General features: G+C 67.7%; 22 protein-coding genes. 18 read left to right on the top strand and 4 right to left on the bottom strand.

Annotated elements, in window-relative coordinates; all coding sequences use genetic code 11:
• The first annotated feature begins 49 nt into the window (after window positions 1-49).
• The 13 genes from ASE31_RS07940 to ASE31_RS07880 all read left to right on the top strand — a co-directional run bounded on the left by ASE31_RS07940 (window position 50) and on the right by ASE31_RS07880 (window position 14,718).
• Window positions 50-673: a DUF2325 domain-containing protein gene (locus ASE31_RS07940; protein ID WP_057201026.1), complete on the top strand. Its 624-nt coding sequence runs from the start codon at window positions 50-52 to the stop codon at window positions 671-673.
• 60 nt (window positions 674-733) lie between these two features.
• Window positions 734-2,245, top strand: a complete 1,512-nt coding sequence (locus ASE31_RS07935) for a sigma-54-dependent Fis family transcriptional regulator (protein ID WP_057201080.1) — start codon at window positions 734-736, stop codon at window positions 2,243-2,245.
• Between the two features lie 153 nt (window positions 2,246-2,398).
• Complete coding sequence (locus tag ASE31_RS07930; RefSeq protein WP_057201079.1) at window positions 2,399-3,595, top strand: substrate-binding domain-containing protein; 1,197 nt, start codon at window positions 2,399-2,401, stop codon at window positions 3,593-3,595.
• 161 nt (window positions 3,596-3,756) lie between these two features.
• The gene (locus ASE31_RS07925; RefSeq protein WP_057201024.1) at window positions 3,757-5,238 is read left to right on the top strand and encodes a PHB depolymerase family esterase; all 1,482 of its coding nucleotides are present in this window, start codon (window positions 3,757-3,759) and stop codon (window positions 5,236-5,238) included.
• 93 nt (window positions 5,239-5,331) lie between these two features.
• Entirely contained in the window at window positions 5,332-6,105 is a 774-nt protein-coding gene (locus ASE31_RS07920) for an ABC transporter ATP-binding protein (RefSeq protein ID WP_057201022.1), read from the top strand.
• On the top strand, window positions 6,102-6,833 hold the full coding sequence (locus ASE31_RS07915; RefSeq protein ID WP_057201020.1) for an ABC transporter ATP-binding protein: 732 nt from the start codon (window positions 6,102-6,104) through the stop codon (window positions 6,831-6,833). Before ASE31_RS07920 ends, ASE31_RS07915 begins: the two co-directional genes overlap by 4 nt.
• A 47-nt stretch (window positions 6,834-6,880) precedes the next feature.
• A complete protein-coding gene (locus ASE31_RS07910) occupies window positions 6,881-7,861 on the top strand; it encodes a branched-chain amino acid ABC transporter permease (RefSeq protein WP_057201018.1) in 981 nt (326 codons plus the stop codon).
• 16 nt (window positions 7,862-7,877) lie between these two features.
• Window positions 7,878-8,957 carry a branched-chain amino acid ABC transporter permease gene (locus tag ASE31_RS07905; protein WP_057201017.1) on the top strand — a complete coding sequence of 360 codons (1,080 nt, stop codon included), beginning with the start codon at window positions 7,878-7,880 and terminating at the stop codon, window positions 8,955-8,957.
• Window positions 8,958-9,028: 71 nt separating this feature from the next.
• Window positions 9,029-11,194, top strand: coding sequence for a D-(-)-3-hydroxybutyrate oligomer hydrolase (locus ASE31_RS07900; RefSeq protein ID WP_200961088.1), 2,166 nt, complete (start codon window positions 9,029-9,031; stop codon window positions 11,192-11,194).
• 69 nt (window positions 11,195-11,263) lie between these two features.
• Window positions 11,264-12,427, top strand: coding sequence for an ABC transporter substrate-binding protein (locus tag ASE31_RS07895; RefSeq protein WP_057201014.1), 1,164 nt, complete (start codon window positions 11,264-11,266; stop codon window positions 12,425-12,427).
• A gap of 175 nt (window positions 12,428-12,602) precedes the next feature.
• Window positions 12,603-13,577: an alpha/beta fold hydrolase gene (locus tag ASE31_RS07890; RefSeq protein WP_057201012.1), complete on the top strand. Its 975-nt coding sequence runs from the start codon at window positions 12,603-12,605 to the stop codon at window positions 13,575-13,577.
• A 51-nt stretch (window positions 13,578-13,628) separates the two neighbouring features.
• Window positions 13,629-14,339: an SDR family NAD(P)-dependent oxidoreductase gene (locus ASE31_RS07885; RefSeq protein WP_057201011.1), complete on the top strand. Its 711-nt coding sequence runs from the start codon at window positions 13,629-13,631 to the stop codon at window positions 14,337-14,339.
• 109 nt (window positions 14,340-14,448) lie between these two features.
• Window positions 14,449-14,718, top strand: coding sequence for a hypothetical protein (locus tag ASE31_RS07880; RefSeq protein WP_057201009.1), 270 nt, complete (start codon window positions 14,449-14,451; stop codon window positions 14,716-14,718).
• An 88-nt stretch (window positions 14,719-14,806) separates the two neighbouring features.
• Here ASE31_RS07880 and ASE31_RS07875 read toward each other — a convergent pair whose 3' ends face one another.
• Window positions 14,807-15,052: a hypothetical protein gene (locus ASE31_RS07875; protein ID WP_057201007.1), complete on the bottom strand. Its 246-nt coding sequence runs from the start codon at window positions 15,050-15,052 to the stop codon at window positions 14,807-14,809.
• Window positions 15,053-15,217: 165 nt separating this feature from the next.
• On the opposite strand from ASE31_RS07875, the gene ASE31_RS07870 reads away from it, so the two are divergent.
• A complete protein-coding gene (locus ASE31_RS07870; RefSeq protein ID WP_057201006.1) occupies window positions 15,218-15,877 on the top strand; it encodes a glutathione S-transferase family protein in 660 nt (219 codons plus the stop codon).
• A 16-nt stretch (window positions 15,878-15,893) separates the two neighbouring features.
• Here ASE31_RS07870 and ASE31_RS07865 read toward each other — a convergent pair whose 3' ends face one another.
• From ASE31_RS07865 to hemH, 3 genes are all read right to left on the bottom strand, one after another.
• Window positions 15,894-17,048, bottom strand: coding sequence for an ABC transporter substrate-binding protein (locus ASE31_RS07865; RefSeq protein ID WP_057201004.1), 1,155 nt, complete (start codon window positions 17,046-17,048; stop codon window positions 15,894-15,896).
• A gap of 206 nt (window positions 17,049-17,254) precedes the next feature.
• Window positions 17,255-19,753, bottom strand: a complete 2,499-nt coding sequence (locus ASE31_RS07860; protein ID WP_057201078.1) for an ATP-binding protein — start codon at window positions 19,751-19,753, stop codon at window positions 17,255-17,257.
• A gap of 69 nt (window positions 19,754-19,822) precedes the next feature.
• On the bottom strand, window positions 19,823-20,932 hold the full coding sequence (hemH, locus tag ASE31_RS07855) for a ferrochelatase (RefSeq protein ID WP_157412400.1): 1,110 nt from the start codon (window positions 20,930-20,932) through the stop codon (window positions 19,823-19,825).
• Between the two features lie 126 nt (window positions 20,933-21,058).
• Between hemH and ASE31_RS07850 the strand changes: the two genes are divergently transcribed.
• From ASE31_RS07850 to ASE31_RS07835, 4 genes are read left to right on the top strand one after another with little or no spacing between them, the layout of a single operon-like run.
• On the top strand, window positions 21,059-21,730 hold the full coding sequence (locus tag ASE31_RS07850) for an amino acid ABC transporter permease (RefSeq protein WP_057201000.1): 672 nt from the start codon (window positions 21,059-21,061) through the stop codon (window positions 21,728-21,730).
• A gap of 9 nt (window positions 21,731-21,739) precedes the next feature.
• Window positions 21,740-22,393 carry an amino acid ABC transporter permease gene (locus tag ASE31_RS07845; protein WP_057200999.1) on the top strand — a complete coding sequence of 218 codons (654 nt, stop codon included), beginning with the start codon at window positions 21,740-21,742 and terminating at the stop codon, window positions 22,391-22,393.
• 52 nt (window positions 22,394-22,445) lie between these two features.
• Window positions 22,446-23,252 carry a transporter substrate-binding domain-containing protein gene (locus tag ASE31_RS07840; protein ID WP_057200997.1) on the top strand — a complete coding sequence of 269 codons (807 nt, stop codon included), beginning with the start codon at window positions 22,446-22,448 and terminating at the stop codon, window positions 23,250-23,252.
• A gap of 25 nt (window positions 23,253-23,277) precedes the next feature.
• Entirely contained in the window at window positions 23,278-24,057 is a 780-nt protein-coding gene (locus ASE31_RS07835) for an amino acid ABC transporter ATP-binding protein (RefSeq protein ID WP_057200995.1), read from the top strand.
• The last annotated feature ends 11 nt before the right edge of the window (window positions 24,058-24,068 follow it).

Genomic DNA, 24,068 nt, shown 5'->3' with positions numbered 1-24,068 from the left:
CTGAATCATACCATAAAATGCGAATCATTCTTATTAAGAAGGATGGTGCATGCATTCCCTGTCCGAGGAGTTCCTGGTGCTGTGTCGCCAGCTGGGTGAGGCGCAGACGCGCTGCAGTGCCGCCCTGGCCGAACAGGCCGGTGAATTGGAGCAGTTGCGGGCCGAGGTGGTGCGGCTGCGGGCGGCGGTGGTGGTGCGCGAGACGCGGCTGGCCCTGGCGCAGGACGACCTGGCGCAGCTGCAGGCCGCGCAACCGGGGCTCAGGCGCCGCCGTGACATGGCGCGGCACATTGCAGCGCTGGCCGAGCGCATTGCCAGCCTCTCGCGCGAGTGCCTGCGCTGGCGCCTGCAGGCGGTGGCGGCGGCCCCCCAAGAGCAAGGCATTGCGCCGGCCCCGGCTGCGGCCGTGGACGGCACCGACAATCCGGCACTGGCCTCCAGCCTGGCTGCGGCCGACCTCGTGATCTGCCAGACGGGCTGCATCAGCCACGACGAATACTGGCGCGTGCAGGACCACTGCCGGCGCACCGGCAAGCCCTGCATCCTGATGGACCAGCCGCTGGGCGCCGGTGCGGTCGACAAGGCACAGCCCGTGGTGGTGCTGCGCATGGCGCGCGGCCTGCGGGCGGTGAGTGGCGTGCAGGCCGTGGAGACCGCTACCACGCCCGAATGACCGTGCGCGCAGGGGTGAGGCTGCCGATGGCGGGTGGTGGCGCCGCGCTACCATCCGCATATGCCCCTGCTCATCGACGACGCCCCCGCACTGCCGCTGGATGCCCAGGGCATCCTTGAACTCGCGGCGCGGTCCATGTTCCACCTGTTCTCCAGCGTCAGCCAGGGCATGTTCCTGGTGGACCTGAGCGGGCGCATCGTCTGGGTCAACGAGGGCTACCAGCGCTTCCTGCCCGACCTGGGTTTTTCGTCCGTGGACCAGTTTGTGGGCCGCATGGTGGAGGAGGTGATCCCCAACACCGGCATGCGCCGCGTGCTGGAGACGGGCAACCCGGTGCTGATCGACCTGCTCACCAACAAGGCCGGCACCTTCGTGGTCAGCCGCATCCCGCTGCGCGACGATGCGGGCGCCGTCATCGGTGCCATCGGCATCGTGCTGTTCGACCACCCCGAGACCACGTTGCAGCCGCTGATCAGCAAGTTCGCGCTGCTGCAGCGCGACCTGGACGATGCACGGCGCGAGCTGGCTAGCCAGCGCCGGCGCACCCTGGCGGTGGCGGGCGATGGTGAGCGGCGCGCCAAGTACACCTTTGCCAGCTTCATCGGCTCTAGCCCCGCCGCCGCCGAGGTCAAGCGCCAGGCGCGGCGCGCGGCGCAGTCGAGCAGCCCGGTGCTGCTGCTGGGCGAGACGGGCACCGGCAAGGAACTGCTGGCCCACGCCATCCATGCGGCGTCGAGCCGCGCCAGCGGTCCCTTTGTGAGCGTGAACATCGCCGCCGTGCCCGACACGCTGCTGGAGGCCGAGTTCTTCGGCGTGGCGCCCGGGGCCTACACCGGCGCGTCGGCCAAGGGGCGCGACGGCAAGTTCAAGCTGGCCGATGGCGGCACGCTGTTCCTCGATGAAATCGGCGACATGCCGCAAAGCCTGCAGGCCAAGCTGCTGCGCGCGCTGCAGGAAGGCGAGATCGAGCCCCTGGGCTCCAACAAGTTGGTGCCCTTCAACGTGCGCATCCTGGCGGCCACCTCGCGTGACCTGGCGGCCCAGGTGCGCGAAGGGCGCTTTCGCGAAGACCTGTTCTACCGCCTGCATGTGCTGCCCGTGCGCGTGCCGCCGCTGCGTGCGCGGCGCAGCGACATCCCGGCGCTGGTCGAGTCGCTGGGCGACGACCTGGCGCTGCGCAATGGCACGCCGCCGCCCGAGCTGCTGCCCGATGCCATGGCCCTGCTGGCCGGCCAGCCCTGGCGCGGCAACATCCGCGAGCTGCGCAACGTGATCGAGCAGGCCGTGATGCGCAGCGAAGGCCAGTCCATCGACGCCGCGCAGCTCGAGCGCATCCTGCGCGAGGCCGGCGTGGAGCCCGCCGCCCCGGTGCAGGACACCACCACCGTGGTGGTGGCCGAGGCCGAGGACGCATCGCGCTATCTTCGCCCCCTGGCCGAGCAGGTGGCCGAGCTGGAGCAGCGCGCCATCGCCGCCGCCATGAAAGCCCACGGCGGCAACAAGCTGGCCACGGCGCGGCAGCTCGGCATCTCGCGCGCCACGCTCTATGGACGTCTGGAAAACCCTGAATAAATTTCAGGCAAATGCCTGAAATTCAGACAAATTAACTGTATAAAATTTAGACATTGCCGTGCAGGTGTCAGCAAAAGTTTCTTGCAAATCAACAGCTTGTGCGCTGGCATGAACTGTGCAATGTTCAGGCATCACTACAAAGGAGACATCGCCATGCACCGTCGCACCCTGGTCGCACTCGCCACCGCCGCCGTTACCGCAGCCGCCACGCTTTCCGCACCCGCGTTCGCCCAGTCCGGCGAGATCCGCATCGCCCACATCTACAGCAAGACCGGCCCGCTCGAAGCCTATGGCAAGCAGACCCAGACCGGCCTGCTGATGGGCCTGAACTACGCCACCGGCGGCAGCATGACCGTCAATGGCAAGAAGCTCGTCGTGATCGAGAAGGACGACCAGGGCAAGCCCGACCTGGGCAAGAGCCTGCTGGCCTCGGCCTACTCGGACGACAAGGCCGACATCGCCGTGGGCCCCACGTCCTCGGGCGTCGCTCTGGCCCTGCTGCCCGTGGCCGAAGAGTACAAGAAGATCCTGCTGGTGGAGCCCGCCGTGGCGGACGCCATCACCGGCGACAAGTGGAACAAGTACATCTTTCGCACCGGCCGCAACAGCAGCCAGGACGCCATCTCCAACGCCGTGGCCATCGACAAGGCCGGCGTGACCGTGGCCACGCTGGCACAGGACTATGCCTTTGGCCGCGATGGCGTGAAGGCCTTCAAGGACGCGCTCAAGAACGCCAAGCTGGCCCACGAGGAGTACCTGCCCACGACCACCACCGACTTCACCGCCGGTGCCCAGCGCCTGATCGACAAGCTCAAGGACGTGCCCGGCCGCAAGGTCATCTTCATCATCTGGGCCGGCGCGGGCAACCCCTTCAAGATCGCAGACATGGACCTCAAGCGCTATGGCATCGAGATCGCCACGGGCGGCAACATTCTGCCGGCCATGGCTGCGTACAAGAACTTCCCGGGCATGGAAGGCGCCACCTACTACTACTTCGGCATCCCCAAGAACCCGGTGAACGAGGCCCTGGTGGCCGCGCACTACAAGGAGTTCAAGACCCCGCCGGACTTCTTCACCGCCGGCGGCTTCAGCTCGGCCATGGCCCTGGTCACGGCCCTCAAGGCGACGAACGGCGACACCAACACCAACAAGCTCATCAAGACCATGGAGGGCATGAGCTTCGAGACCCCCAAGGGCAAGATGACCTTCCGCAAGGAAGACCACCAGGCCATGCAGAGCATGTACCACTTCAAGATCAAGGTGGACCCGGCTTTTGCCTGGGGCGTGCCCGAGCTGGTGCGCGAGATCAAGCCTGAAGAGATGCAAGTGCCGATTCGCAACAAGCGATAAACGGTTTGCGTGGCCCCGCTGGCTGACGTCCGTTCAGCCCAGCGGGGATCCATCCCGCGGGGGCGGCCGCCCCTTTTTTTCCAGTGAATTGATGCATGAACCCCCGGATTTACACGGGGGCTGGGTCAGACTTTCTCAAAATTATTTGGAGACAAGACAACATGGCTTTCAACTTCATCCGGGCGGCCGCAGCAGGTGCTGCCATCGCGCTGTGCGCTGCCGGCAGCGCATCCGCTGCCGTCAACCTGCCGCAGCTCAAGATCGACAAGACGCAGACCACGGTGTCGGGCCTGTCGGCTGGCGGCTTCATGGCCGTGCAGTTGCACGTGGCCTACTCGGCCACCTTTGCCAAGGGTGCCGGTGTGGTCGCGGGCGGGCCGTTCTATTGTGCCGAGGGCTCCATCGTCAACGCCACCGGGCGCTGCATGGTCACCCCGGCCAGCATCCCCACCAGCACGCTGGTGAACACCACCAACACCTGGGCCAGCCAGGGCCTGATCGACCCCGTGGCCAACCTGCAGGCGTCCAAGGTCTACCTGTTCTCGGGCACGCTCGACAGCGTGGTCAAGACCGGATCCATGGACGCGCTGCGCACCTACTACAACAGCTTCGTGCCGGCCGCCAACGTGGTCTACAAGAAGGACATCGCGGCCGAGCACGCGATGGTCACCGACGACTATGGCAACGGCTGCTCGACCAAGGGCGCGCCCTACATCAGCGACTGCAACTTCGACCTGGCCGGCGCCATGCTGCAGCACCTGTACGGCACGCTCAACGCGCGCAACAACGCCACGCTGCCGGCAGGCAACTACGTCGAGTTCAACCAGAACCAGTTCATCACCAATCACGGCATGGCCACCACGGGCTGGGCCTACATCCCGCAGGCCTGCCAGGCCGGCGGCACGGCGACCTGCCGGCTGCATGTGGTGCTGCACGGCTGCAAGCAGAACGTGAGCGACGTGCAGCAGCAGTACGTGCGCAACACCGGCTACAACCGCTGGGCCGACACCAACAACATCGTGATGCTCTACCCGCAGACCAGCCTGGCGGCGACCAACAGCTGCTTTGACTGGTGGGGCTATGACAACGCCAACTACGCCAAGAAGTCCGGCCCACAGATGGTGGCCATCAAGGCCATGGTGGACCAGGTCTCAAGCGGCGGCGGCACGACCAACCCGCCCACGAACCCCGCGCTGCCCGCCCCCACGGGCGTGAACACCTCGGGCGCCACGGCCAGCTCCATGGTGGTGGGTTGGGGCGCCGTTTCGGGCGCTGCCAGCTACAACGTGTACCGCAATGCCAACAAGGTCAACGCCCTGCCGGTGAACGCCACCAGCTACACCGACACCGGCCTGGCCGCATCCACGAGCTACAGCTGGACGGTGCGCGCCGCCGATGGCAATGGCGCCGAAGGCGCCACATCGGCCGCAGCCAGCGGCACCACCCTGGCAGCGCCTGGCGGCGGCGCCACCTGCACCACGGCCAGCAACTACGCCCACACCATGGCGGGCCGCGCGTACGTGGCCGGCGGCTACACCTTTGCGCTGGGATCCAACCAGGCGATGGGGCTGTGGAACGTGTTCGTGACCAAGACCTTGAAACAGACCAGCCCCAACTACTACGTCATCGGCACCTGCCCTTGACAATGCGCTGAACGCCGCGCGCCCTGGCACCACAAAGGGCAGGGCGCCCGGCACCCCTGAAAGACGACGACCTGTGAAAGCGACCTTCCTCCCATGAGCACCTTGTCCACCAAGGACTTGACCATCCGCTTCGGCGGCCATGTGGCGGTCAACGCCGTGACCTGCTCCTTCGAGCCTGGCACGCTGACCGCCATCGTGGGCCCCAACGGTGCGGGCAAGACCACGTACTTCAACCTCATCTCGGGGCAGCTGCGCGCCAGCGCGGGCAGCGTGACCCTGGGCGGGCAAGACCTCACGGGCCAGTCGGTCTCGGCGCGCACGCATGCGGGCCTGGGGCGGGCCTTTCAGCTCACCAACCTGTTCCCCAACCTCAGCGTGCTGGAGAACGTGCGCCTGGCCGTGCAGGCTACGCAAGAGGGCAAGCACCGCCGGGGGCTGAACCTGTGGAGCATCTGGAGCGACCACCGCGACCTGACGGACCGCGCCCGCGCCATCCTGCAGGCCGTGGCCATGCTGGACCGGCAGGACACCCCCGTGGCCAGCCTGCCGCACGGCGACCAGCGCAAGCTCGAAGTGGCGCTGCTGATGGCGCTGGAGCCGCAGGTCTACATGTTCGATGAACCCACGGCTGGCATGAGCCATGACGAGGCCCCCGTGATCCTGAACCTGATCCGCGAACTCAAGAAGGACAAGACCAAGATCATCCTGCTGGTGGAGCACAAGATGGACGTGGTGCGCGAGCTGGCCGACCGCATCATCGTGCTGACCAACGGCACCCTGGTGGCCGACGGCGCACCGGCCGAGGTGATCGCCTCGCCCGTGGTGCAGGAAGCCTACCTGGGCGTCACCAAGGAGGCCACTGCATGACCACCACCAACAACCTGCTCGAACTCAAGGGCGTGCACACCCACATCGGGGCATACCACATCCTGCACGGCGTGGATCTGGCCGTACCCAAGGGGCAGCTCACCATGCTGCTGGGCCGCAACGGCGCCGGCAAGACCACCACGCTGCGCACCATCATGGGCCTGTGGCATGCGTCGCAGGGCAGCATCCACTTCGGTGGCCGCGACATCACGGCGCTGAACACCCCGCAGATCGCGGGCATGAACATCGCCTATGTGCCCGAGAACATGGGCATCTTCGCCGACCTCACGGTCAAGGAGAACATGCTGCTGGCCGCGCGCAATGCCAAGAACGCCGCGCAGATGGACAGCTCCCGACTGGAATGGATCTTCAAGCTCTTCCCTGCGGTGGAGAAGTTCTGGAACCAGCCTGCGGGCAAGCTCTCGGGCGGGCAAAAGCAGATGGTGGCCGTGAGCCGCGCCATCGTCGAGCCGCGCGACCTGCTCATCGTGGACGAGCCCAGCAAGGGCCTGGCGCCCGCGATCATCAACAACATGATCGAGGCGTTCGACCAGCTCAAGAAGAGCGGCGTGACGATTTTGCTCGTCGAGCAGAACATCAATTTCGCCAAGCGGCTGGGTGACACCGTGGCCGTGATGGACAACGGCCAGGTGGTGCATGCGGGCAGCATGGCCGCACTGGCCGCAGACGAGGCATTGCAGCGATCGCTGCTGGGGTTGGCACTATGAGCACCGCGACGACAACGACACCCACTTCCACCGCGGCTGGCAAGGCCATGCTGCGCGACTTCGACTGGAAGCCACTGGCCCTGGTGCCCGCGCTGGCGCTGCTGGTGCTGCCCTTCATCGGCTCGCCCAGCACCTGGCTAACGCTCACCGTGGCGGGGCTGGCCATGGGCATGATCATCTTCATCATTGCCTCGGGCCTGACGCTGGTGTTCGGCCTGATGGACGTGCTCAACTTCGGCCACGGCGTGTTCATCGCGCTCGGTGCCTTCGTGGCCACCAGCGTGCTGGGTGCCATGGGCGACTGGACCGGCTCCGACCAGCTGTGGCGCAACATGGTGGCGGTGCTGCCCGCCATGCTGGTGGCCATGGCCGTGGCGGGGGCCGTGGGCCTGGCATTCGAGCGTTTCATCGTGCGGCCCGTGTATGGCCAGCATTTGAAGCAGATCCTCATCACCATGGGCGGCATGATCATCGGCGAAGAGCTGATCAAGGTCATCTGGGGCCCGCAGCAGATCCCGCTGCCGCTGCCCCAGGGCATGCGCGGCGCGCTGCTCATCGGCGATGCGGCCATCGAAAAATACCGCCTGGTGGCGGTGGCCGTGGGCCTCTTGGTCTTTGCCGTGCTGGCCTGGACGCTGTCGCGCACCAAGGTCGGCCTGCTCATCCGTGCCGGCGTACAGGACCGCGAGATGGTCGAGTCGCTGGGTTACCGCATCCGGCGCCTGTTCATCGGCGTGTTCGTCGTGGGCTCGGCCCTGGCCGGCCTGGGCGGGGTGATGTGGGGCCTGTACCAGCAGAACGTGGTGCCGCAGATGGGCGCCCAGGTCAACGTGCTGATCTTCATCGTGATCATCATCGGCGGCCTCGGGTCCACGGGCGGTGCGCTCATCGGCGCGCTGCTGGTGGGGCTCATGGCCAACTACACCGGCTTTTTGGTGCCCAAGGTGGCGCTGTTCTCCAACATCGCGTTGATGGTGGCCATCCTGCTGTGGCGTCCACAGGGCGTCTATCCGGTCGCGAACCGCTGAAGAGGAGCCCCAAGACATGCTGAACCGACTTCTCTCCGGCGACTACCCGCGCAGCAAGGTGCTGGCGGTGATCCTCGTCGCCATCTTCCTCGGGCTGGCGTTCGCGCCCTTCCTGTTCCCTGGCGTCAAGGCGCTCTCTGTCGCGGCCAAGGTGCTGATCTTCGTGGTGCTGGTCGCCAGCTTCGACCTGCTGCTGGGCTACACCGGCATCGTGAGCTTTGCGCACACCATGTTCTTCGGCATCGGGGCCTATGGCATCGCGGTGGCCACCACGCGCATGGGGCCCACCTGGTCGGCGCTGGCCGTGGGCCTGGGTGGGGCCTTGGTGCTCTCGCTGCTGCTGTCGCTCGCGGTGGGGCTGTTCTCGCTGCGCGTGCGCGCCATCTTCTTCGCCATGATCACGCTGGCCGTGGCGGCAGCGTTCCAGACGCTGGCCTCGCAGCTGTCGGACATCACCGGCGGTGAGGACGGCCTGACCTTCAAGGTGCCCGAAATCCTGTCGCCGAGCTTCGAGCCCTTCGACGAGCCCTTCCTGGGCGTCACGCTCGATGGGCGCCTGCTGTGCTACTACCTGCTGTTTGTGATTGCTGTGGTACTGGTGCTGGCGTTGCTGCGCATCGTCAACTCGCCGTTCGGCCGCGTGCTGCAGGCGATCCGCGAGAACGAGTTCCGCGCCGAAGCCATCGGCTACCGCGTGGTGGTGTACCGCACCACGTCCAGCGTGCTGTCGGCCCTGTTCGCCTGCTGCGCGGGCGCCATGCTCGCGCTCTGGCTGCGCTACAACGGGCCGGACACATCGCTCAGCTTCGAAATCATGATGGACTGCCTGCTCATCGTCGTCATCGGCGGCATGGGCACCATCTACGGCTCGGCCATCGGCGCCGTGCTCTTCCTCATTGCGCAAAGCTATCTGCAGGACCTGCTGCGCCTCGCAAGCGAGGCCGCCTCGGGCCTGCCCTGGCTGTCGGCGCTGCTCTCGCCCGACCGCTGGCTGCTGTGGCTGGGCGTGCTCTTTGTCTTGTCGGTGTATTACTTCCCCACCGGTGTGGTGGGGCGCCTGCGCGCGGCAGCAGCGCGCAGCGTGAAGGCCGGTTGATCGACCGGACAGGGGTGAAGTGCTGCGTTCCATAAAACCATAGGTCACCAAAACGACCAGGAGACAAGCGCATGAAAAGCATGACGACGATGAAGCATGGGGGCGCAGCCAGGCCCCTGGCCTTGGCTGCGGTGGCTGCCGCAGTGCTTGCCGCCTGTGGCGGTGGGGGCGGTGACAGTGGCTCAGGTGGCGGCTCGAACGTGCGACCCGCCTACCTGGGCACCATCACCGAGGCCCGCTACGACGGCAGCAGCAACGACCTGCTCACCGCCGGCCTGGGCGCCAGCGGCCTCGCGTCCGCCACGCCACCCGCCTACGCCGATGCGCTCAAGCCCACGGGCGCCGAACTGCGCCGCGCCGCCATCTACAACAACTACCGCGCCATGCTGGACATGACGGCCGCCGGCGGCTACGGCACGCTGTATGGTCCCAACGTCGATGCCCAGGGCCGCGTGACCACCGGCGAGGGCAAGGTGCCCGGCACCGAATACATCGCCTATGCCGACGACGGCAGCGGGCGCCAGAACGTAACCCTGATGGTGCAGGTGCCCGACAGCTTCAACCCTGCACGGCCCTGCATGATCACGGCCACCGCATCGGGCTCGCGTGGCGTGTACGGCGGCATCTCCACGGGGGAGTGGGGCCTCAAGCGCGGCTGCGCCGTGGCCTATTCCGACAAGGGCACGGGCGCGGCCCCGCACGACCTGCAGAACGACACGGTGCCGCTGATCGACGGCACGCGCACCACGGCCGCTGCGGCCGGCAGGAGCGCCGCCTTCAACGCCAACCTGACGCCCGCGCAACTGGCCACCTTCAACACCGCCACGCCCAACCGCTTTGCCTTCAAGCACGCCCACTCGGGCCAGAACGCCGAGAAGGACTGGGGCACGACCACCTTGCAGGCGGTGGAATTCGGCTATTACGTGCTCAATGAGCGCTACGGCGCGCTCACCGTGTCGGGCCAGCGCATCAAGTCGCTCACACCGGGCAACACCATCGTCATCGCGTCGAGCATTTCCAATGGCGGCGGGGCAGCGATTGCGGCGGCCGAGCTCGACACCCAGGGCCTGATCAGCGGCGTGGCCGTGTCTGAGCCTGCGGTGGAGCTGCCTGCCAACCCGGGTGTCACGGTGCAGCGCGGCGGCACCGTCATCGCCGTCACGGGCCGCCCGCTGATCGACTACACCACCCAGGCCAACCTGTACCAGGCCTGTGCCTCGCTGGCGCCCTCGGTCAGCACCAGCCCGTATGCGGCGGCCTTCGCCGCAGGCTTTGCCGGTGCGGCCCTGCCCATCGCACCGGGTCGCTGCGCGGCCCTGCGCGCACGCGGCCTGCTCACGGCCGACGCCACGGCGGCCCAGGCCGAGGAATCGCTGCAGAAGCTGCGCGCCTACGGCTGGGAGCCCGAGTCGAATGACCTGCATGCCTCACTCGCAGCCTTCGAGGTGGCGCCCGCCGTGGCCGTGACCTTTGCCAACTCGCTCTCGCGCGCCAGCGTGCAGGACCACCTGTGCGGCTTCAGCTACGCGGGGGCCACGGCGGCCGGTGCGGTCACCCCGCTGGCGCCACCGGCTGCGCTGGCCGGCATGTTCGCCACCGGCAACGGCGTGCCCCCGGCGGGCGGCGTGCAGCTCATCAACAACCGCGCCAAGCAGGGCCCGGCGCGCGACTTCCTGTCGGTGGCCGACAGCGGCGCTTTCGACTGGAACACCGAGGGTGCCGTGTGCCTGCGCAACCTGGTCACCGGCAGCGATGCCGCGGCGCGCAAGCTGCAGGCCGGTGTCGATGAAACGCGCCGCAATGGCAACCTGCGCGGCAAGCCGGCCATCATCGTGCATGGCCGCGCCGATGCGCTGCTGCCCGTGAGCCACACCTCGCGCCCCTACACCGCGCTCAACAAGCGCGTGGAAGGGGCGGCCAGCAAGCTCAGCTACATGGAGGTGGCCAACGCCCAGCACTTCGACAGTTTCATCGGCCTGCCCACGGTGCTGCCCGGCTACGACACGCGCTATGTGCCGCTGCATGTGTACCTGAACCGCGCGCTCGACGCCGTGTACGACCATCTGGCCACTGGCAAGGCGCTGCCGGCCAGCCAGGTGGTGCGCACCGTGCCGCGCGGTGGCGCACCAGGCAGCGCCCCGGCCATCACCGCCGCCAACGTGCCGCCGCTTGCCGAGGTGCCCAGCGCGGGCAACGCCATCGCCGTGACGGCCGGAGCCATCGCCATCCCCGAATAAGAACGACGACCCACCACAACAAAAAAGCTGCCGGGCGCATTGCCGCACCCGGTGGCACAAAGGACGGACATGAACACATGGATCACATGGGGCCGCCGCATGGGCGCGGTACTCACGATGCTGGGGGTGATGGGGCTGTTGGCGCTGCCGGCGGCGGCGCAGCTGCGCGGCGCCGAACTGGTGGTCGGCCAGGTGGCGCCGCTGTCGGGCGTGCTGGCCAGCACGGGCACGCAGATGGTGCTGGGCGGCAAGATCTACTTCGACGCCATCAACGCCCAGGGTGGCGTGCATGGCGCCACCATCCGCCAGTGGGTGGTGGACGACGGCTACAAGGTGCCCGACACCGTGCGCCTGACGCGCGAGATGCTGGCCCGGCCCGAGGTGGTGGCGCTCTACGGCTTTGCCGGCACGGCCAACGTCACGCAGCTGTTGACCGACGGCGTGCTGGAGCAGGGCGGTGCCGCGCTGGTGGCGCCCTATACGGGCGGCGAGTCGCTGCGCAGCCCGTTCAACCCCTGGATCTTTCACGTGCGTGCGGGCTATGGCGACGAGGCCGAGCACATGGTGCAGCAGCTCACCACGCTGGGCATGAACCGCGTGGCAGTGATGTACCAGGACGATGGCTTCGGCAAGGCAGGCCTGGCGGGGGTGGAGGCGGCGCTGGCGCGGCGCAACCTGAAGCTCGTCGTTTCGGCCGGCTACGAGCGCAACACCGACAAGGTGGACGATGCCGTGAAGGCCATCAAGGCGGCCGACGTGCATGCCGTGATCATGATCGCCATCAACAAGCCCGCGGCCGCCTTCATCCAGCGCTACCGCGAGCAGGGCGGTGGCGCGCAGCTGTACAACATCTCGGTGGTGGACCCGACCGAACTCGTGAAGCTCGCCGGCCTGAAGAACGCGCACGGCCTGGGCATCAGCCAGGTGGTGCCGTACCCGTTTCGCCCACAACTGCCCGTGGTGCGCGAGTACCAGACCCTGCTCAAGAAGTATGCGCCCGAGGCCGAGGTCAACTACACCAGCTTTGAGCAGTTCCTGGGTGCCAAGGTGCTGGTCGAGGCGCTGCGCCGCGCCGGCCCCGCGCCCACACGCGCCAAGGTGGTCAAAGCGCTCGAATCGCTGCAGAACTACGACCTGGGCGGCATCAGCCTGGGCTACTCGCCCACCAACCGCATCGGCTCGCGGTATGTCGAGGTCACCGTCATCGGCGCCAACGGGCGCCTCATGAAATGAGCGCGACTCACAAAACTCTCCTGGCGTCGTTGTTGCGTCTTGCCGTACTTTCAGTACTGTCTGCGACGCAACGCCTGGCCAGGACCGCTTCGCTGAGCTTTGTGAGCCGCTTGAACACCGCAGCTCGCCCTCCTGCAACCCGCAATCCATCCACTGACTCACAAGGTTGTCCACCATGACTCCGTTATCGCGCTATGCCACCTGCGCCGGCTATGAAATCCACTACACCGAATGGGGCGCGCCCGATGCCCCGGTGGTGGTGGCCTGGCACGGCCTGGCCCGCACCGGCCGCGACATGGACGAGCTGGCCGCCCATCTGGCGCCACGCTTTCGCGTGATCTGCCCCGACACCATCGGCCGGGGCCTGAGCCAGTGGGCGCGCGAGCCAGCAGAGGAATACCAGCTGCGCTTTTATGCGCGCATCGCCGCTGGGCTGTTCGATGCGCTGGGCATAGAACAGGCGCACTGGGTGGGCACCTCCATGGGCGGCGCCATCGGCACGGTGTGCGCGTCGGGCCTGTTCGAGCCGGGGCTCAAGGGCCGCATCCGCAGCCTGCTGCTCAACGACAACGCACCGCGCCTGGCCGACGATGCGCTCGGGCGCATCAAGGCCTATGCGGGCCAGCCGCCCGCGTTCGATACGGTGGCCGAGCTCGAGGCCTTCTTCCGCCAGGTCTACCAGCCCTATGGCTGGCTCAGCGATGCGCAGTGGCGCCGCCTGACCGAGACCAGCACCCGCCGCCTGCCCGACGGCCGGGTGACCCCACACTACGACCCGGCCATGGTGCAGCAGTTCACCCACCATGCCAACGACTACCTGATCTGGGACCACTACGACGCGCTGGACATCCCCGTGCTGTGCCTGCGCGGCGAAGACTCCGACCTGGTGCTGCGCGAGACCACCATCGAGATGCTCACCCGCGGCCCCGGCGCGCGCGGCCAGGCCCGCGTGATCGAGGTGCCCGGTTGCGGCCATGCCCCGGCCCTGAATGTGCCCGAGCACTATGCGCTGGTGGAACGGTTCTTCGTGCATGGTGTGCAGGAGCCCGGGGCTGCAGAGGCTGCGCTGGTGCGCACGGCGGGTGGGCCTGCGGCCAGCGCGCTGCCGCGCTCGCAGTACCGGGCACCCACCCGGCTGCAATGGCCCTGAGAACGATGGCGTGGCCCTGGTGCATGATGGGGGTATGGGCCTCCCTTTGACATGCTGACAGACCACCTTCGTTCGTTCCCGCAGGGCTTTCGCGCCCTCGTCCTTGGTGCCTCAGGTGGTATCGGCAGTGCCTTCGTCCAGCACCTGCAGGCCGACCCGCGCTGTGCGCTGGTGGTCGGGCTGGGAAGAAGCACGGTGCCACCCATCGATTTCGAGCACGAAGCCACGGTGTCCGAGGCGGCGGCAGCGCTGGCGCCGCAGGGCCCGTTTCATCTCATCATCGTCGCCACCGGCGTGCTGCACGGCCCCGAGGGCATGCCCGAAAAGCGCCTGGGCCAGCTCCACTATGCGCAGATGCAGGCCTGCCTGCGCACCAACGCCATGGGCCCGGCGCTGGTCATGGCGCACTTTGCGCCGTTGCTGGCCAAGGACCGCAGCGTGCTGGCGGTGTTGTCGGCCAAGGTGGGCAGCATTGGCGACAACCGGCTGGGCGGTTGGTACAGCTACCGGGCCTCGAAGGCAGCGCTGAACATGTTCCTCAAGACCGCGGCCATCGAAGTGCAGCGCGGCAACCCACAGGCCGTGCTGGTGGCACTGCACCCGGGCACCGTGGACTCGGCCCTGTCGGCCCCGTTTCGCGGCGCCGAGATCGGCCGCCCGGCGGCGGACGCTGCGGCCGACATGCTGCGTGTGATCGATGGGCTCACGCCCGAATGCACCGGGGGCTTTTACGCCTACAGCGGGCAGCCATTGCCCTGGTAAGGCCACCCCGCAGGGGATATTTGCGGTGTTCGCCTACACAGAGTTCGGTACAGGCAGTACACCATGCGAAGGCTTTTTGTCCTCGCTGTTTCTCTGTTCTGCAAAGCCGATGCGTACCCAATCCGAAACCTTCAAATTCACCCGCGCTCGCAAGGTGGCCCACGGAAGATTCGCCCATGCCAACACGGATGCCATCGGGGTACTGCAGTTCTGGACGGCGCTGGGCGCAGGACGGTCGGGGGAAATACTCTCGCTGCCGGGCGACGAGTGCCTGGTGGCCCGCGTCACCTACCCGCTGCAGCAGGGCATGCTGGCCACCAGCGAATTGCACCAGTGCTGTGTGGCCCGTGGGATCACGCGCGAATCGGTAGAGGATTAGCCCTTGCATTGCAGCGCTGAAAGGCGCTGCACGGCAGCAGGGTCAGTGCCTCAAGGCCTCCCCGCTGTCTTCGCACAGGGCGCGCCCATCAGCCGCCAAACACATTGATCGGCGTTGGCGCCAAATGCTCCCTGAGCTTCTGTTCTGCGGTGTAGAGCGCTTCGGGGTAGCTGGCCCAGGCACGGCGCACGGTGAGCACGGGTGAGCCGTCCTCCTCGAAGATGAAAACCCGCTCCGGCACATTCGAGGGCGCAGCCAGCGCCAGCGGCCGGACCAGGTAGGTCGATCCGTCGATTTGGAGGTTGGGTGGCCAGGGGAGACCGATCGCAGGCATGGTGGTGATGGGGTGTAACTGATTGAACGATGCCCCATCCTACCCACGCCAACACCCAATCCAGCGGTTCCCGGCGCAACACGAGCGGATGTCCTACGTGGACAACACGGCTGGGCCAGCGCGTGGGTGGAACAATGGTCCTGGTCCCTCTGCAGGAGCGCTCCGATGCAACCCACCATCACCGCCTTCGAACGTTCGCCCGACCGCGGCCGGGGTCTGGCGCGCGACATGCGCGTGCGCTGGGCGCTGGAGGAAGTGGGGCAACCCTACGGTGTGCGCCTCGTGTCCTTTGCAGCGATGAAGGCGCCCGCGCACCGGGCGCTCCATCCGTTCGGGCAGATACCCACCTATGAGCAAGACGGCCTGGCGCTGTTCGAGACCGGCGCCATCGTGCTGCACATCGCCGAGACCCATGCGGGCATGCTGCCGGCCGAAGCCCACGCGCGCTCGCGCGCCATCATGTGGATGTTCGCGGCGCTCAATACGCTGGAGCCGCCCATCGTCGAGTGGGGCGCCGCGCGGATCCTTGAGCACGACAAGCCCTGGTATGCGCAGCGCCAGCCCATGCTCGAAGACCGCGTGCGTACCCGGCTGGCCGAGCTTGCGCAGAGGCTGGGCGAGGCCGACTGGCTCGACGGCAATGCATTCAGTGCCGGCGACCTGCTGATGGTGACCGTGCTGCGCCGTCTGGGCGATGCGTCGCCACTGCTGCAGGAACAGCCCAGTCTATTGGCCTACATCGCCCGCGGTGAGGCGCGGCCGGCCTACCAGCGCGCATTTGCGGACCAGCTGGCTGTGTTCACCGCCAGCCAATCCGCCGGCTGATTCATCACTGCCCTGGTTACCGGCGAAACCGCTCGCCGTTGAAGTAAGACAGCTCCACGAAGTCCGTGCCGCTGTGGTCCTGGGGCCCATAGCGCAGCTCGAAGCCGCCCAGGTCGTAGGGGCGCATGGAGTGCAGGGCCTCGATGAGCTTTTCGCGCGATGCAGTGCGGCCCGCGCGGCGCAGGGCCTCGATCATCAGGCGTGCGCTCAGGTAGCCCTCCAGCGACGAATAGCCCGGCTCGGCACTGGCCGCGCTGGCCTTGAGCGCGTCGCGGTAGGCCTTGACGATGGGCTTGGCCACGTTGTCGGGGTTGGGTGCCACCTGGGCCACGGTAATGCCGCGCGCCGACTCGCCCAGTGCCGCCAGCAGCGGCCGCGAACCCAGGAACGAGATCGAGAACGCAGGCGCCTTCACGCGCAGGCGCAGCGCCTTGTAGAACGGTATGCCCACGGCGCCCACGGCCAGCGAGATCAGGGCTGTGGGTTGCCAGGCGGTGATCTCGTCCACCGTGCGTGCCACCCCTTCCTCGGTCTCGGGCAACAGAAAGGCCTTCCAGTCCTTGTTGTTGTGCGCCTTGGCCGCCGCATCGAAGGCCGCCAGCGTGGCCTTGCCAAAGGGGTTGTCGATGTAGGCCACCGCACACTTGGTGAAGCCCGTGGAGCCCAGTTGCTGCACGATCTTGTGCAGCTCCTGCGAATAGCTGGCGCGCGCATGGAACACCAGGGGGTTGAACGGCCGCAGCGCGTCCGACCCCGTGGCCGGCGCGATCACCGGCAGCTTGGCTGCCATGGCCACGGGCAGTGCGCCCATCACGCTGGTGGTGCCGCCGCAGGACAGCAGGGCAAAGACCTTGTCCTCCTCCAGCAGCTTCTTCGCGTTGGCACCCGCCCTGGCCGGGTCGCCGCCATCGTCGGTGCTGGTGAACTGCAGGCGCCGCCCGTCGATGCCCCCGCGATCGTTGACCTCCTGGAAGGCCGCGGCAATGCCCTTGTTCATCTCCACGAACGGGAAGGCCAGCGGACCCGTGAGCGCGGCCGTCTGGCCTATGCGCCAGGGCTCGGTCTGCTGTGCCAGTGCCCAGCCGGGCAGGGCGACAGCGGTGGCCGCTGCTGACGACAGCACCCGGCGGCGCGTGAGGGGAGGCGCGAGGGGCGTGGAGAAGGGGTGCATCGGCGTGTCTCCTGTTGTAGTGCTGCGCCCTTCCATCGCTGCACGCAGGGTGCGCGCAATGGACCGGCGGCGCAGCCAGTATCGAGCGCGCATGCACCACAATGGGTCGGGGAAAACACTGCAGGAGGCGGCTGGAGCGTCACGTTGGTGACTCCGTTCTGCCCTTTGTCACGCGGCGCACACGGATGCGCCTGGCAGGTCTGGCTTCAGTCGCGCCGCGGCCTGCGCCCCGCGCGCCCCACCCGCGTATGCCCCGCACTCTGGCACGCACGCCGGTAGGCGCGCAGGGTCTGCTCAGCGCGGCTGAGCACGGTCTGGGTCACATCACCGGCGGCATCGGCCGCCAGCACGGCACCTGGCGCCATGCCCGATGCCTCACCCGTCAGCAGGGCAATGCCCTCGCTCACATGCTGCACCGTATGGACGTGGAACAGGCCGCGCTCCACTGCGTCGAGGATGGGGCGCGACAGCATCAGGTGGCGCTGGTTGCGCGCGGGGATGAGCACGCCCTGGGTGCCGTCGAGCCCTGCCGCGGCGCAGGCCTGGAACCAGCCTTCGATCTTTTCATTGATGCCGCCCACGGGCAGCACCTCGCCGTGCTGGTTCAGCGCACCCGTCACCGCAATGCCCTGGCGCAGCGGCAGGCCCGACAGGCTGGACAGCAGCGCGTACAGCTCGGCGCAGGAGGCGGAGTCACCCTCCACGCCGCTGTACTCCTGCTCGAACACGATGGAGGCATTGAGCGCGAGCGGCGCCACATGGCTGAACAGGGCCGTGAGGTAGCCGTGCAGGATGAGCACGCCCTTGTCGTGGATGGGGCCGGACATGTGGACCTCGCGGTCGATGTTGAGTAGCCCCTCCTGCCCGGCGAAGCTGCGCGCCGTGATACGCACGGGAAAGCCGAAACGGTAGTCGCCCAGGTCGATCTGCGACAGGGCGTTGACCTGGCCCACGGCCGCACCGTGCAGGGTGATGAGGCACTCGCCCTCGACCAGGGTCTGGTGCAGTTCTTCCTCGGTCTGGTTGTGGCGCAGGCGCTGGGCGGCGAGAGCTGCCTGTACGTCGGCGGCCTGCACCAGGGCCGTGGCATCGGCAGGGCTGCGCATGCGGCACTGGGCAGCGCTCTCGATCACCAGCGCCTCGGCCTGGGCGAAGCGGGCGCTCTGCCGGCCCTGGTCGTCGGCCTCGCGGTGGCTCTGCTCGATCAGCAGGGCCACGGCCTCGGGGCCGAAGTGCGGCAGGCCGCGCTGCACGCAGCAGTGCGCCACGAAGATGGCGGTGGCGCGGTGCGACGCCGCAGTGGCGATGAAGCGGTCGGCAAAGTCCACCTTCACGCGAAAGCGCCGTGCGGCTTCGGGGTCGCTGTCCTGCAGGGCGTAGAACTCGTCCACCGAGCCGATGAGGACGATTTTCACGTCCACATCCACCGGCTCGGGCTGCAAGCCTGCGCCACCGCCGGGGCCTGGGCCGTCGGCACTCGCCTCGCCAGTGATCTGCAGCCGGCGGCTGCGCAAAAAGCGGCGCACGCGTGGCCACAGGCCCTCTTCGGCGGCGAGATCGTGCAGGTGCAGCAGGATGAAGCCGCCATGCGCGCGCAGCAGGCTGCCGGCGTGGATGGCCGATACGTCGGCCTGCCCGGGGTCGGCGTCGTCGGCATTGGCTCCGTGGTCGATGCTGCCCATCAGGCTGCGCATCTGCGGGTTGTCCTCGACGATCACGGGGGCGCCGCTGCGCCCGCCGTTGTCCACCGCCAGGTTCACGCGGCACTTTGCGAGCAGCGCGTCCAGGTCGTCGCGGCGGTCGGCTTCGGCGTCGGCCTCGTTGTCGCCGTAGTAGGGCTCCAGCAGGTCGATGCTGCCGAGCAAGGCGCGCTCCACCTGGTCCAGCCATTGCGCAAGGCGCCCGGCGTGCGGCGCCTGCTGGCCGGCGATGCCGCGTGCGGCCTGCAGCGCCTGCTGCACCAGCGGCGTGATCACTGTGCGGCGCAGGGCGTCCAGGGCTGCGTCGCGTTCGCGCTCCAGCGGGCGCATGGCCTGGGCAAAGCGCTCGATCTCGCTGCGCAGCGCGTCCTCGTCGCGTTCGATGGCGGCGCGGCGCTCGGGCGGCTGCACGCGCGCCTCCGCGTCGGACAGGGGCTGGCCCCTCGGGCCCAGGGGGGTGACCAGCATCTGCCCGTTGTCGCGCACCAGGCGCAACTGGCGCGCGAGCGCAAACGCGTCGAGCGCGGCCAGCGCCTCGCGCTCCTGCACCTGCCAGCGCTGCTCGATGCGCGCCGCATCGGCCAGGAAGGCGGGGCCTGCCAGGTGCTGGGGCACTTCGGCCTCCAGCCGCGTGCCCATGTCGGCCAGGGCCTGGCGCAGCAGGCGGCCCTGGCCCGCAGGCAGGCGCAGTGCGCGCGGGCGCTCCGGTGCATCGAAGTCGTGCAGGTAGCACAGGTCGGGCGGCACGGGGCGCCGCGCGGCCTCGGCCAGCATGGCGTGGTGCAGCAGCGATGCGCGGCCGCTGCCCACGTCGCCCAGCACGAAGAGGTGGTAGTCGGGCTGCTGCATGGCCAGGCCGAAGCGGGCGGCGGCCTCGGCGCGCTCCTGGCCGATCCAGGGCAGGGGCAGGCCCGTGAGTTCGGCCGTGCTGGCAAAGCCGAGCGTGGCGGGGTCGATGGTCAGCCGCAGTTGGTGTGCAGACAGGGCGCGGGCGGATGCGGGCATGGAAAACAATTCAGGGGAGCAGTGCGGGGTGAATGGGGGCGATGGGGGGGCGGGCGGGGCCCGTGCCGGTCAGCGACCTGCGGGGGTGGGGCCTTTGGGCGCTCCACCCGCCAGCGCGCGCTCGCGCGCATCGGCCTGCGTGGCGGCATCCTCCACCTGGGTGGGCCAGCCCGCCAGGTGCTGCTGGGCCACGCGGCTCAGCGCGGTGATCCAGTGGCTGCTGTCGTTCAGGCAGGGGATGTAGTGGAACTCCTGCCCACCGGCGTGCAGGAAGGCCTCGCGCACCTCCATGTTGATCTCTTCCAGCGTCTCCAGGCAGTCGCTGGTGAAGCCGGGGCAGACCACGTCCACGCGGCGCGTACCGGCCTTGCCCAGGGCCTCGATGGTGGGCTGGGTGTAGGGCTCGAGCCACTTGGCCTTGCCAAAGCGCGACTGGAAGGTGAGCACGTAGCGTTCGCGGCGCAGGCCCAGGCGCTCGGCCAGCATGCGGCCGGTTTTCAGGCTCTCGCAGTGGTAGGGGTCGCCCAGCGTAAGGGTGCGCTCGGGCACGCCGTGGAAACTCATCACCAGCTTGTCGGGCTGGCCGTTCACCTTCCAGTGCGCCTCGATGCTGCGGGCCAGTGCGTCGATGTAGCCGGGGTGGTCGTGGTAGCGGTTCACGAAGCGCAGCTCGGGCACATGGCGTGTGCGCGCGGCCCAGGCGTACACCGCGTCGAACACGCTGGCCGTGGTGGTGCCCGAATACTGCGGGTACAGCGGCAGGATGAGGATGCGCGTGGCGCCCTCGGCCTTGAGGGCATCGAGCTGACTGGCGATGGACGGGTTGCCGTAGCGCATGGCATGGCGCACCAGCACCTGGTGGCCGGCCTCGCCCAGCCAGCCGCGCAGCAGCGTGGCCTGCTTCGCTGTCCACACCGCCAGGGGCGAGCCCTCGGGCGTCCACACACTGGCGTACTTGGCTGCGGACTTTGCGGGGCGGGTGCGCAGGATGATGCCGTGCAGGATGGGCAGCCATGCCAGCTTGGGGATCTCCACCACGCGGTGGTCCGCCAGGAATTGCGCCAGGTAGCGGCGCACGGCCGGGGCCGTGGCCTCGTCGGGCGTGCCCAGGTTGCACAGCAGGATGGCGGTGCGTTCGGGCTGGCCGTGGGTGAAAGGGGGTTCGGGTTGAAAACGCATGCGGCATTGTGGCCCAGGCATTCACCAACCATCTCCTGGAGGGGGAAGGCGGCTCCGGGAAACCCCTCATGCGCGAATGAAACCGGTTTCATAGACTCTTGCCATGCCACCAGACAGGCTTTTGCCGTGAACTACCAATTCCAGTTCGAATCCGTTTTTGCCGCCTGGCCCCTGCTGCTCAAGGGCACATGGATCACCGTGCAGCTGTCGCTTACCGCGACGGTGCTGGGGCTGGTGGTGGCCATCGCCTGTGCCTGGGGCAAGACATCCGGGCCTGCCTGGGTGCGATTCGTGGTGAATGCCTATATCGAGCTGATCCGCAACACGCCTTTCATCGTGCAGCTGTTCTTCTTTTTCTTTGCCCTGCCGTCCATCGGCCTGCGCTGGTCGCCCTATACGGCGGCATTGACCGCGATGGTGGTGAACCTGGGGGCCTACGCGGCAGAGATCGTGCGGGCGGGCATCGAGTCCATCCCCAAGGGGCAGATCGAGGCCGGGCGGGCGCTGAACCTCAAGCCCTGGGAGATCTTCAGGTTCGTGGTGCTCAAGCCGGCGCTCAAGGCCATCTACCCGGCGCTTACCAGCCAGTTCATCCTGCTGATGCTGAGTTCTGCCGTGGTGTCGGTGATCTCGGCCGACGACCTGACCTCGGTGGCGGCCAACCTGCAGTCGCAGACCTTCCGCAGTTTCGAGATCTACATCGTCGTGGCAGCCATCTACCTGCTGCTGGCCGTGTCGTTCTCCGGGCTGTTCAAGCTGATCTATCAGCGCACGCTCAACTACCCCGACCGTCGCTGAGGACCGGCCATGCGCACTTTTGGAGTTTCCGAGTTCTGGTTCATCGTGCAGGCCGCCCAGTGGACGCTGGCGCTGTCGGCCATGGCCTTCGTGGGCGGCTCGCTGCTGGGGCTGGTGGTGGCGCTGGCGCGCACGTCCGAGAACACCGCCGCGCGCTGGGCCGCCACCCTGTTCATCCAGGTGTTCCAGGGCACGCCGCTGTTGTTGCAGCTGTTCCTGATCTTCTTCGGCGCCCCGGTGCTGGGGCTCGATATCAACCCCTGGCTGGCCGCAGGCATTGCGCTGGTGCTCAACAGCGCGGCCTTTCTGGGCGAGATCTGGCGCGGCTGCATCGAGGCCATTCCGCGCGGGCAGTGGGAGGCAGCGCAGGCGCTGAACCTCAACTACCTCTCGCGCATGCGCTTCGTGGTGCTGCCCCAGGCCTTCAAGATCGCGCTGCCACCCACCGTGGGTTATGTGGTGCAGATCATCAAGGGCACGTCGCTGGCCGCCATCATCGGCTTCACCGAGATCACGCGGGCGGGCCAGATCATCAACAACGCCACCTTCCAGCCGCTGCACGTGTTCACCACCGTGGCGGCGCTGTACTTCGTTATCTGTTGGCCGCTGTCGCTGCTGGCCGCCCGCATGGAGCGCAAGCGCGCCCGGGTGCTGGCGCGGTGAATTCTTCTTTTCCCAAGCGTGCATTCCATACCAACCACACAGGAGACATGAGATGACCTTTTCGCACTATCGCCGCACCACCACTGCTGCCCTGGCCGCCCTGGGCCTGGGCGCCGCGCTCACCGCCTTCGCGCCGCTGGCATCCGCGCAGAGTACGGCCGACATCAAGAAGAAGGGCGAGATCACCATCGGCATGCTGGTGGACTTTCCGCCCTATGGCACGACCAACGCGCAGAACCAACCCGATGGCTACGATGCCGACGTGGCCAAGCTGCTGGCCAAGGACCTGGGCGTCAAGGTCAACCTCGTGCCCGTCACCGGCCCCAACCGCATTCCCTTCTTGCTGACCAACAAGGTCGATGTGCTGGTGGCCTCGCTGGCCATCACGCCCGAGCGCGCCAAGCAGGTGCAGTTCTCGCAGCCCTATGCGGCCGCCACCATCGTGCTGTACGGCAAGACGGGCAGCACCATCAAGAGCGCGGCCGACCTCAAGGGCGTGCGCGTGGGAGTGGCCCGCGCCAGCACGCAGGACGTGGCCGTGACCAAGGCTGCACCCGAGGGCACCGAGATCCGCCGCTTCGACGACGACGCATCGGCCATGCAGGCGCTGATCTCGGGCCAGGTGGACGCCATCGGCTGCTCGGTCACCGTGGCCGCGCAGATCGCCAAGCGCGTGCCCGCCAACACCTTCGAGAACAAGTTCAACCTGCTGCAGCAGGCCATGGGCATCGCCATGCGCCCCGGCCAGGACGAGCTGCACAAGGCCATGGACGAGTTCGTGGCGCGCAACACGGCCAATGGCGAGCTCAACAAGCTGTATCGCAAGTGGCTCGAAACCGACCTGCCCAAATTGCAATAAAAACAAGGACAGGGAGATTTTCGCCATGACGGACGCAGTCACGACCACCCCCGGCACGCAGCCGATCATCCGCATGGAGGGGGTCAACAAATGGTTCGACAGCTTTCAGGTGCTCACCGACATCGACCTGTCGGTGCGCGCCGGCGAGCGCATCGTGATCTGCGGCCCGTCGGGTTCGGGAAAGTCCACCCTGATCCGCTGCATCAACCGGCTGGAGGCCGTGCAGAAGGGCCGCATCGAGGTGGACGGCATCGATCTGACGGCCGGCGGCAAGAACGTGGATGCCGTGCGTGCCGAGGTGGGCATGGTGTTCCAGCAGTTCAACCTGTTCCCGCACCTGACCATCTTGGAAAACTGCACCCTGGCACCGATGCGCTCGCGCGGCATGGGCCGGGCCGAGGCCGAGGAGGTGGCTATGAAGTACCTCACGCGCGTGCGTATCCCCGAGCAGGCGCACAAGCACCCTAGCCAGTTGTCGGGCGGGCAGCAGCAGCGTGTGGCGATTGCGCGCGCGCTGTGCATGGCCCCCAAGGTGATGCTGTTCGACGAGCCCACGTCTGCCCTGGACCCCGAAATGGTCAAGGAAGTGCTGGACACCATGATCGGCCTGGCCGAGGACGGCATGACCATGCTGTGCGTGACCCACGAGATGGGCTTTGCCCGCAGCGTGGCCGACCGCGTGATCTTCATGGCCGACGGCAAGATTCTTGAGCAGGCGCCGCCCGCCGAGTTCTTTGGCCAGCCCCGGCACGAGAAGACCCGCCAGTTCCTGGGCCAGATACTCTCTTCCCACCACGCGCACTGAGCAGCGGTGGG

The sequence above is a fragment of the Acidovorax sp. Root217 genome, from assembly GCF_001428645.1.
Taxonomy (GTDB): Bacteria; Pseudomonadota; Gammaproteobacteria; order Burkholderiales; family Burkholderiaceae_C; genus Acidovorax.
The sequence above is the reverse complement of the archived record's forward strand: the minus strand, read 5'-3'. Positions and strand labels throughout refer to the sequence as shown.

Excerpts from the sequence above, each read along its gene's own strand:
- ASE31_RS07890 (WP_057201012.1), top strand. The coding sequence starts at position 12,603 with ATGACTCCGTTATCGCGCTATGCCACCTGCGCCGGCTATGAAATCCAC.
- ASE31_RS07930 (WP_057201079.1), top strand. The coding sequence starts at position 2,399 with ATGCACCGTCGCACCCTGGTCGCACTCGCCACCGCCGCCGTTACCGCA.
- ASE31_RS07915 (WP_057201020.1), top strand. The coding sequence starts at position 6,102 with ATGACCACCACCAACAACCTGCTCGAACTCAAGGGCGTGCACACCCAC.
- ASE31_RS07940 (WP_057201026.1), top strand. The coding sequence starts at position 50 with ATGCATTCCCTGTCCGAGGAGTTCCTGGTGCTGTGTCGCCAGCTGGGT.
- ASE31_RS07865 (WP_057201004.1), bottom strand. The coding sequence starts at position 17,048 with ATGCACCCCTTCTCCACGCCCCTCGCGCCTCCCCTCACGCGCCGCCGG.
- ASE31_RS07845 (WP_057200999.1), top strand. The coding sequence starts at position 21,740 with ATGCGCACTTTTGGAGTTTCCGAGTTCTGGTTCATCGTGCAGGCCGCC.
- ASE31_RS07870 (WP_057201006.1), top strand. The coding sequence starts at position 15,218 with ATGCAACCCACCATCACCGCCTTCGAACGTTCGCCCGACCGCGGCCGG.
- ASE31_RS07875 (WP_057201007.1), bottom strand. The coding sequence starts at position 15,052 with ATGCCTGCGATCGGTCTCCCCTGGCCACCCAACCTCCAAATCGACGGA.
- ASE31_RS07935 (WP_057201080.1), top strand. The coding sequence starts at position 734 with ATGCCCCTGCTCATCGACGACGCCCCCGCACTGCCGCTGGATGCCCAG.
- ASE31_RS07920 (WP_057201022.1), top strand. The coding sequence starts at position 5,332 with ATGAGCACCTTGTCCACCAAGGACTTGACCATCCGCTTCGGCGGCCAT.
- ASE31_RS07885 (WP_057201011.1), top strand. The coding sequence starts at position 13,629 with ATGCTGACAGACCACCTTCGTTCGTTCCCGCAGGGCTTTCGCGCCCTC.
- ASE31_RS07840 (WP_057200997.1), top strand. The coding sequence starts at position 22,446 with ATGACCTTTTCGCACTATCGCCGCACCACCACTGCTGCCCTGGCCGCC.
- hemH (WP_157412400.1), bottom strand. The coding sequence starts at position 20,932 with ATGCGTTTTCAACCCGAACCCCCTTTCACCCACGGCCAGCCCGAACGC.
- ASE31_RS07910 (WP_057201018.1), top strand. The coding sequence starts at position 6,881 with ATGCTGCGCGACTTCGACTGGAAGCCACTGGCCCTGGTGCCCGCGCTG.
- ASE31_RS07895 (WP_057201014.1), top strand. The coding sequence starts at position 11,264 with ATGAACACATGGATCACATGGGGCCGCCGCATGGGCGCGGTACTCACG.
- ASE31_RS07860 (WP_057201078.1), bottom strand. The coding sequence starts at position 19,753 with ATGCCCGCATCCGCCCGCGCCCTGTCTGCACACCAACTGCGGCTGACC.
- ASE31_RS07905 (WP_057201017.1), top strand. The coding sequence starts at position 7,878 with ATGCTGAACCGACTTCTCTCCGGCGACTACCCGCGCAGCAAGGTGCTG.
- ASE31_RS07900 (WP_200961088.1), top strand. The coding sequence starts at position 9,029 with ATGAAAAGCATGACGACGATGAAGCATGGGGGCGCAGCCAGGCCCCTG.
- ASE31_RS07835 (WP_057200995.1), top strand. The coding sequence starts at position 23,278 with ATGACGGACGCAGTCACGACCACCCCCGGCACGCAGCCGATCATCCGC.
- ASE31_RS07925 (WP_057201024.1), top strand. The coding sequence starts at position 3,757 with ATGGCTTTCAACTTCATCCGGGCGGCCGCAGCAGGTGCTGCCATCGCG.
- ASE31_RS07880 (WP_057201009.1), top strand. The coding sequence starts at position 14,449 with ATGCGTACCCAATCCGAAACCTTCAAATTCACCCGCGCTCGCAAGGTG.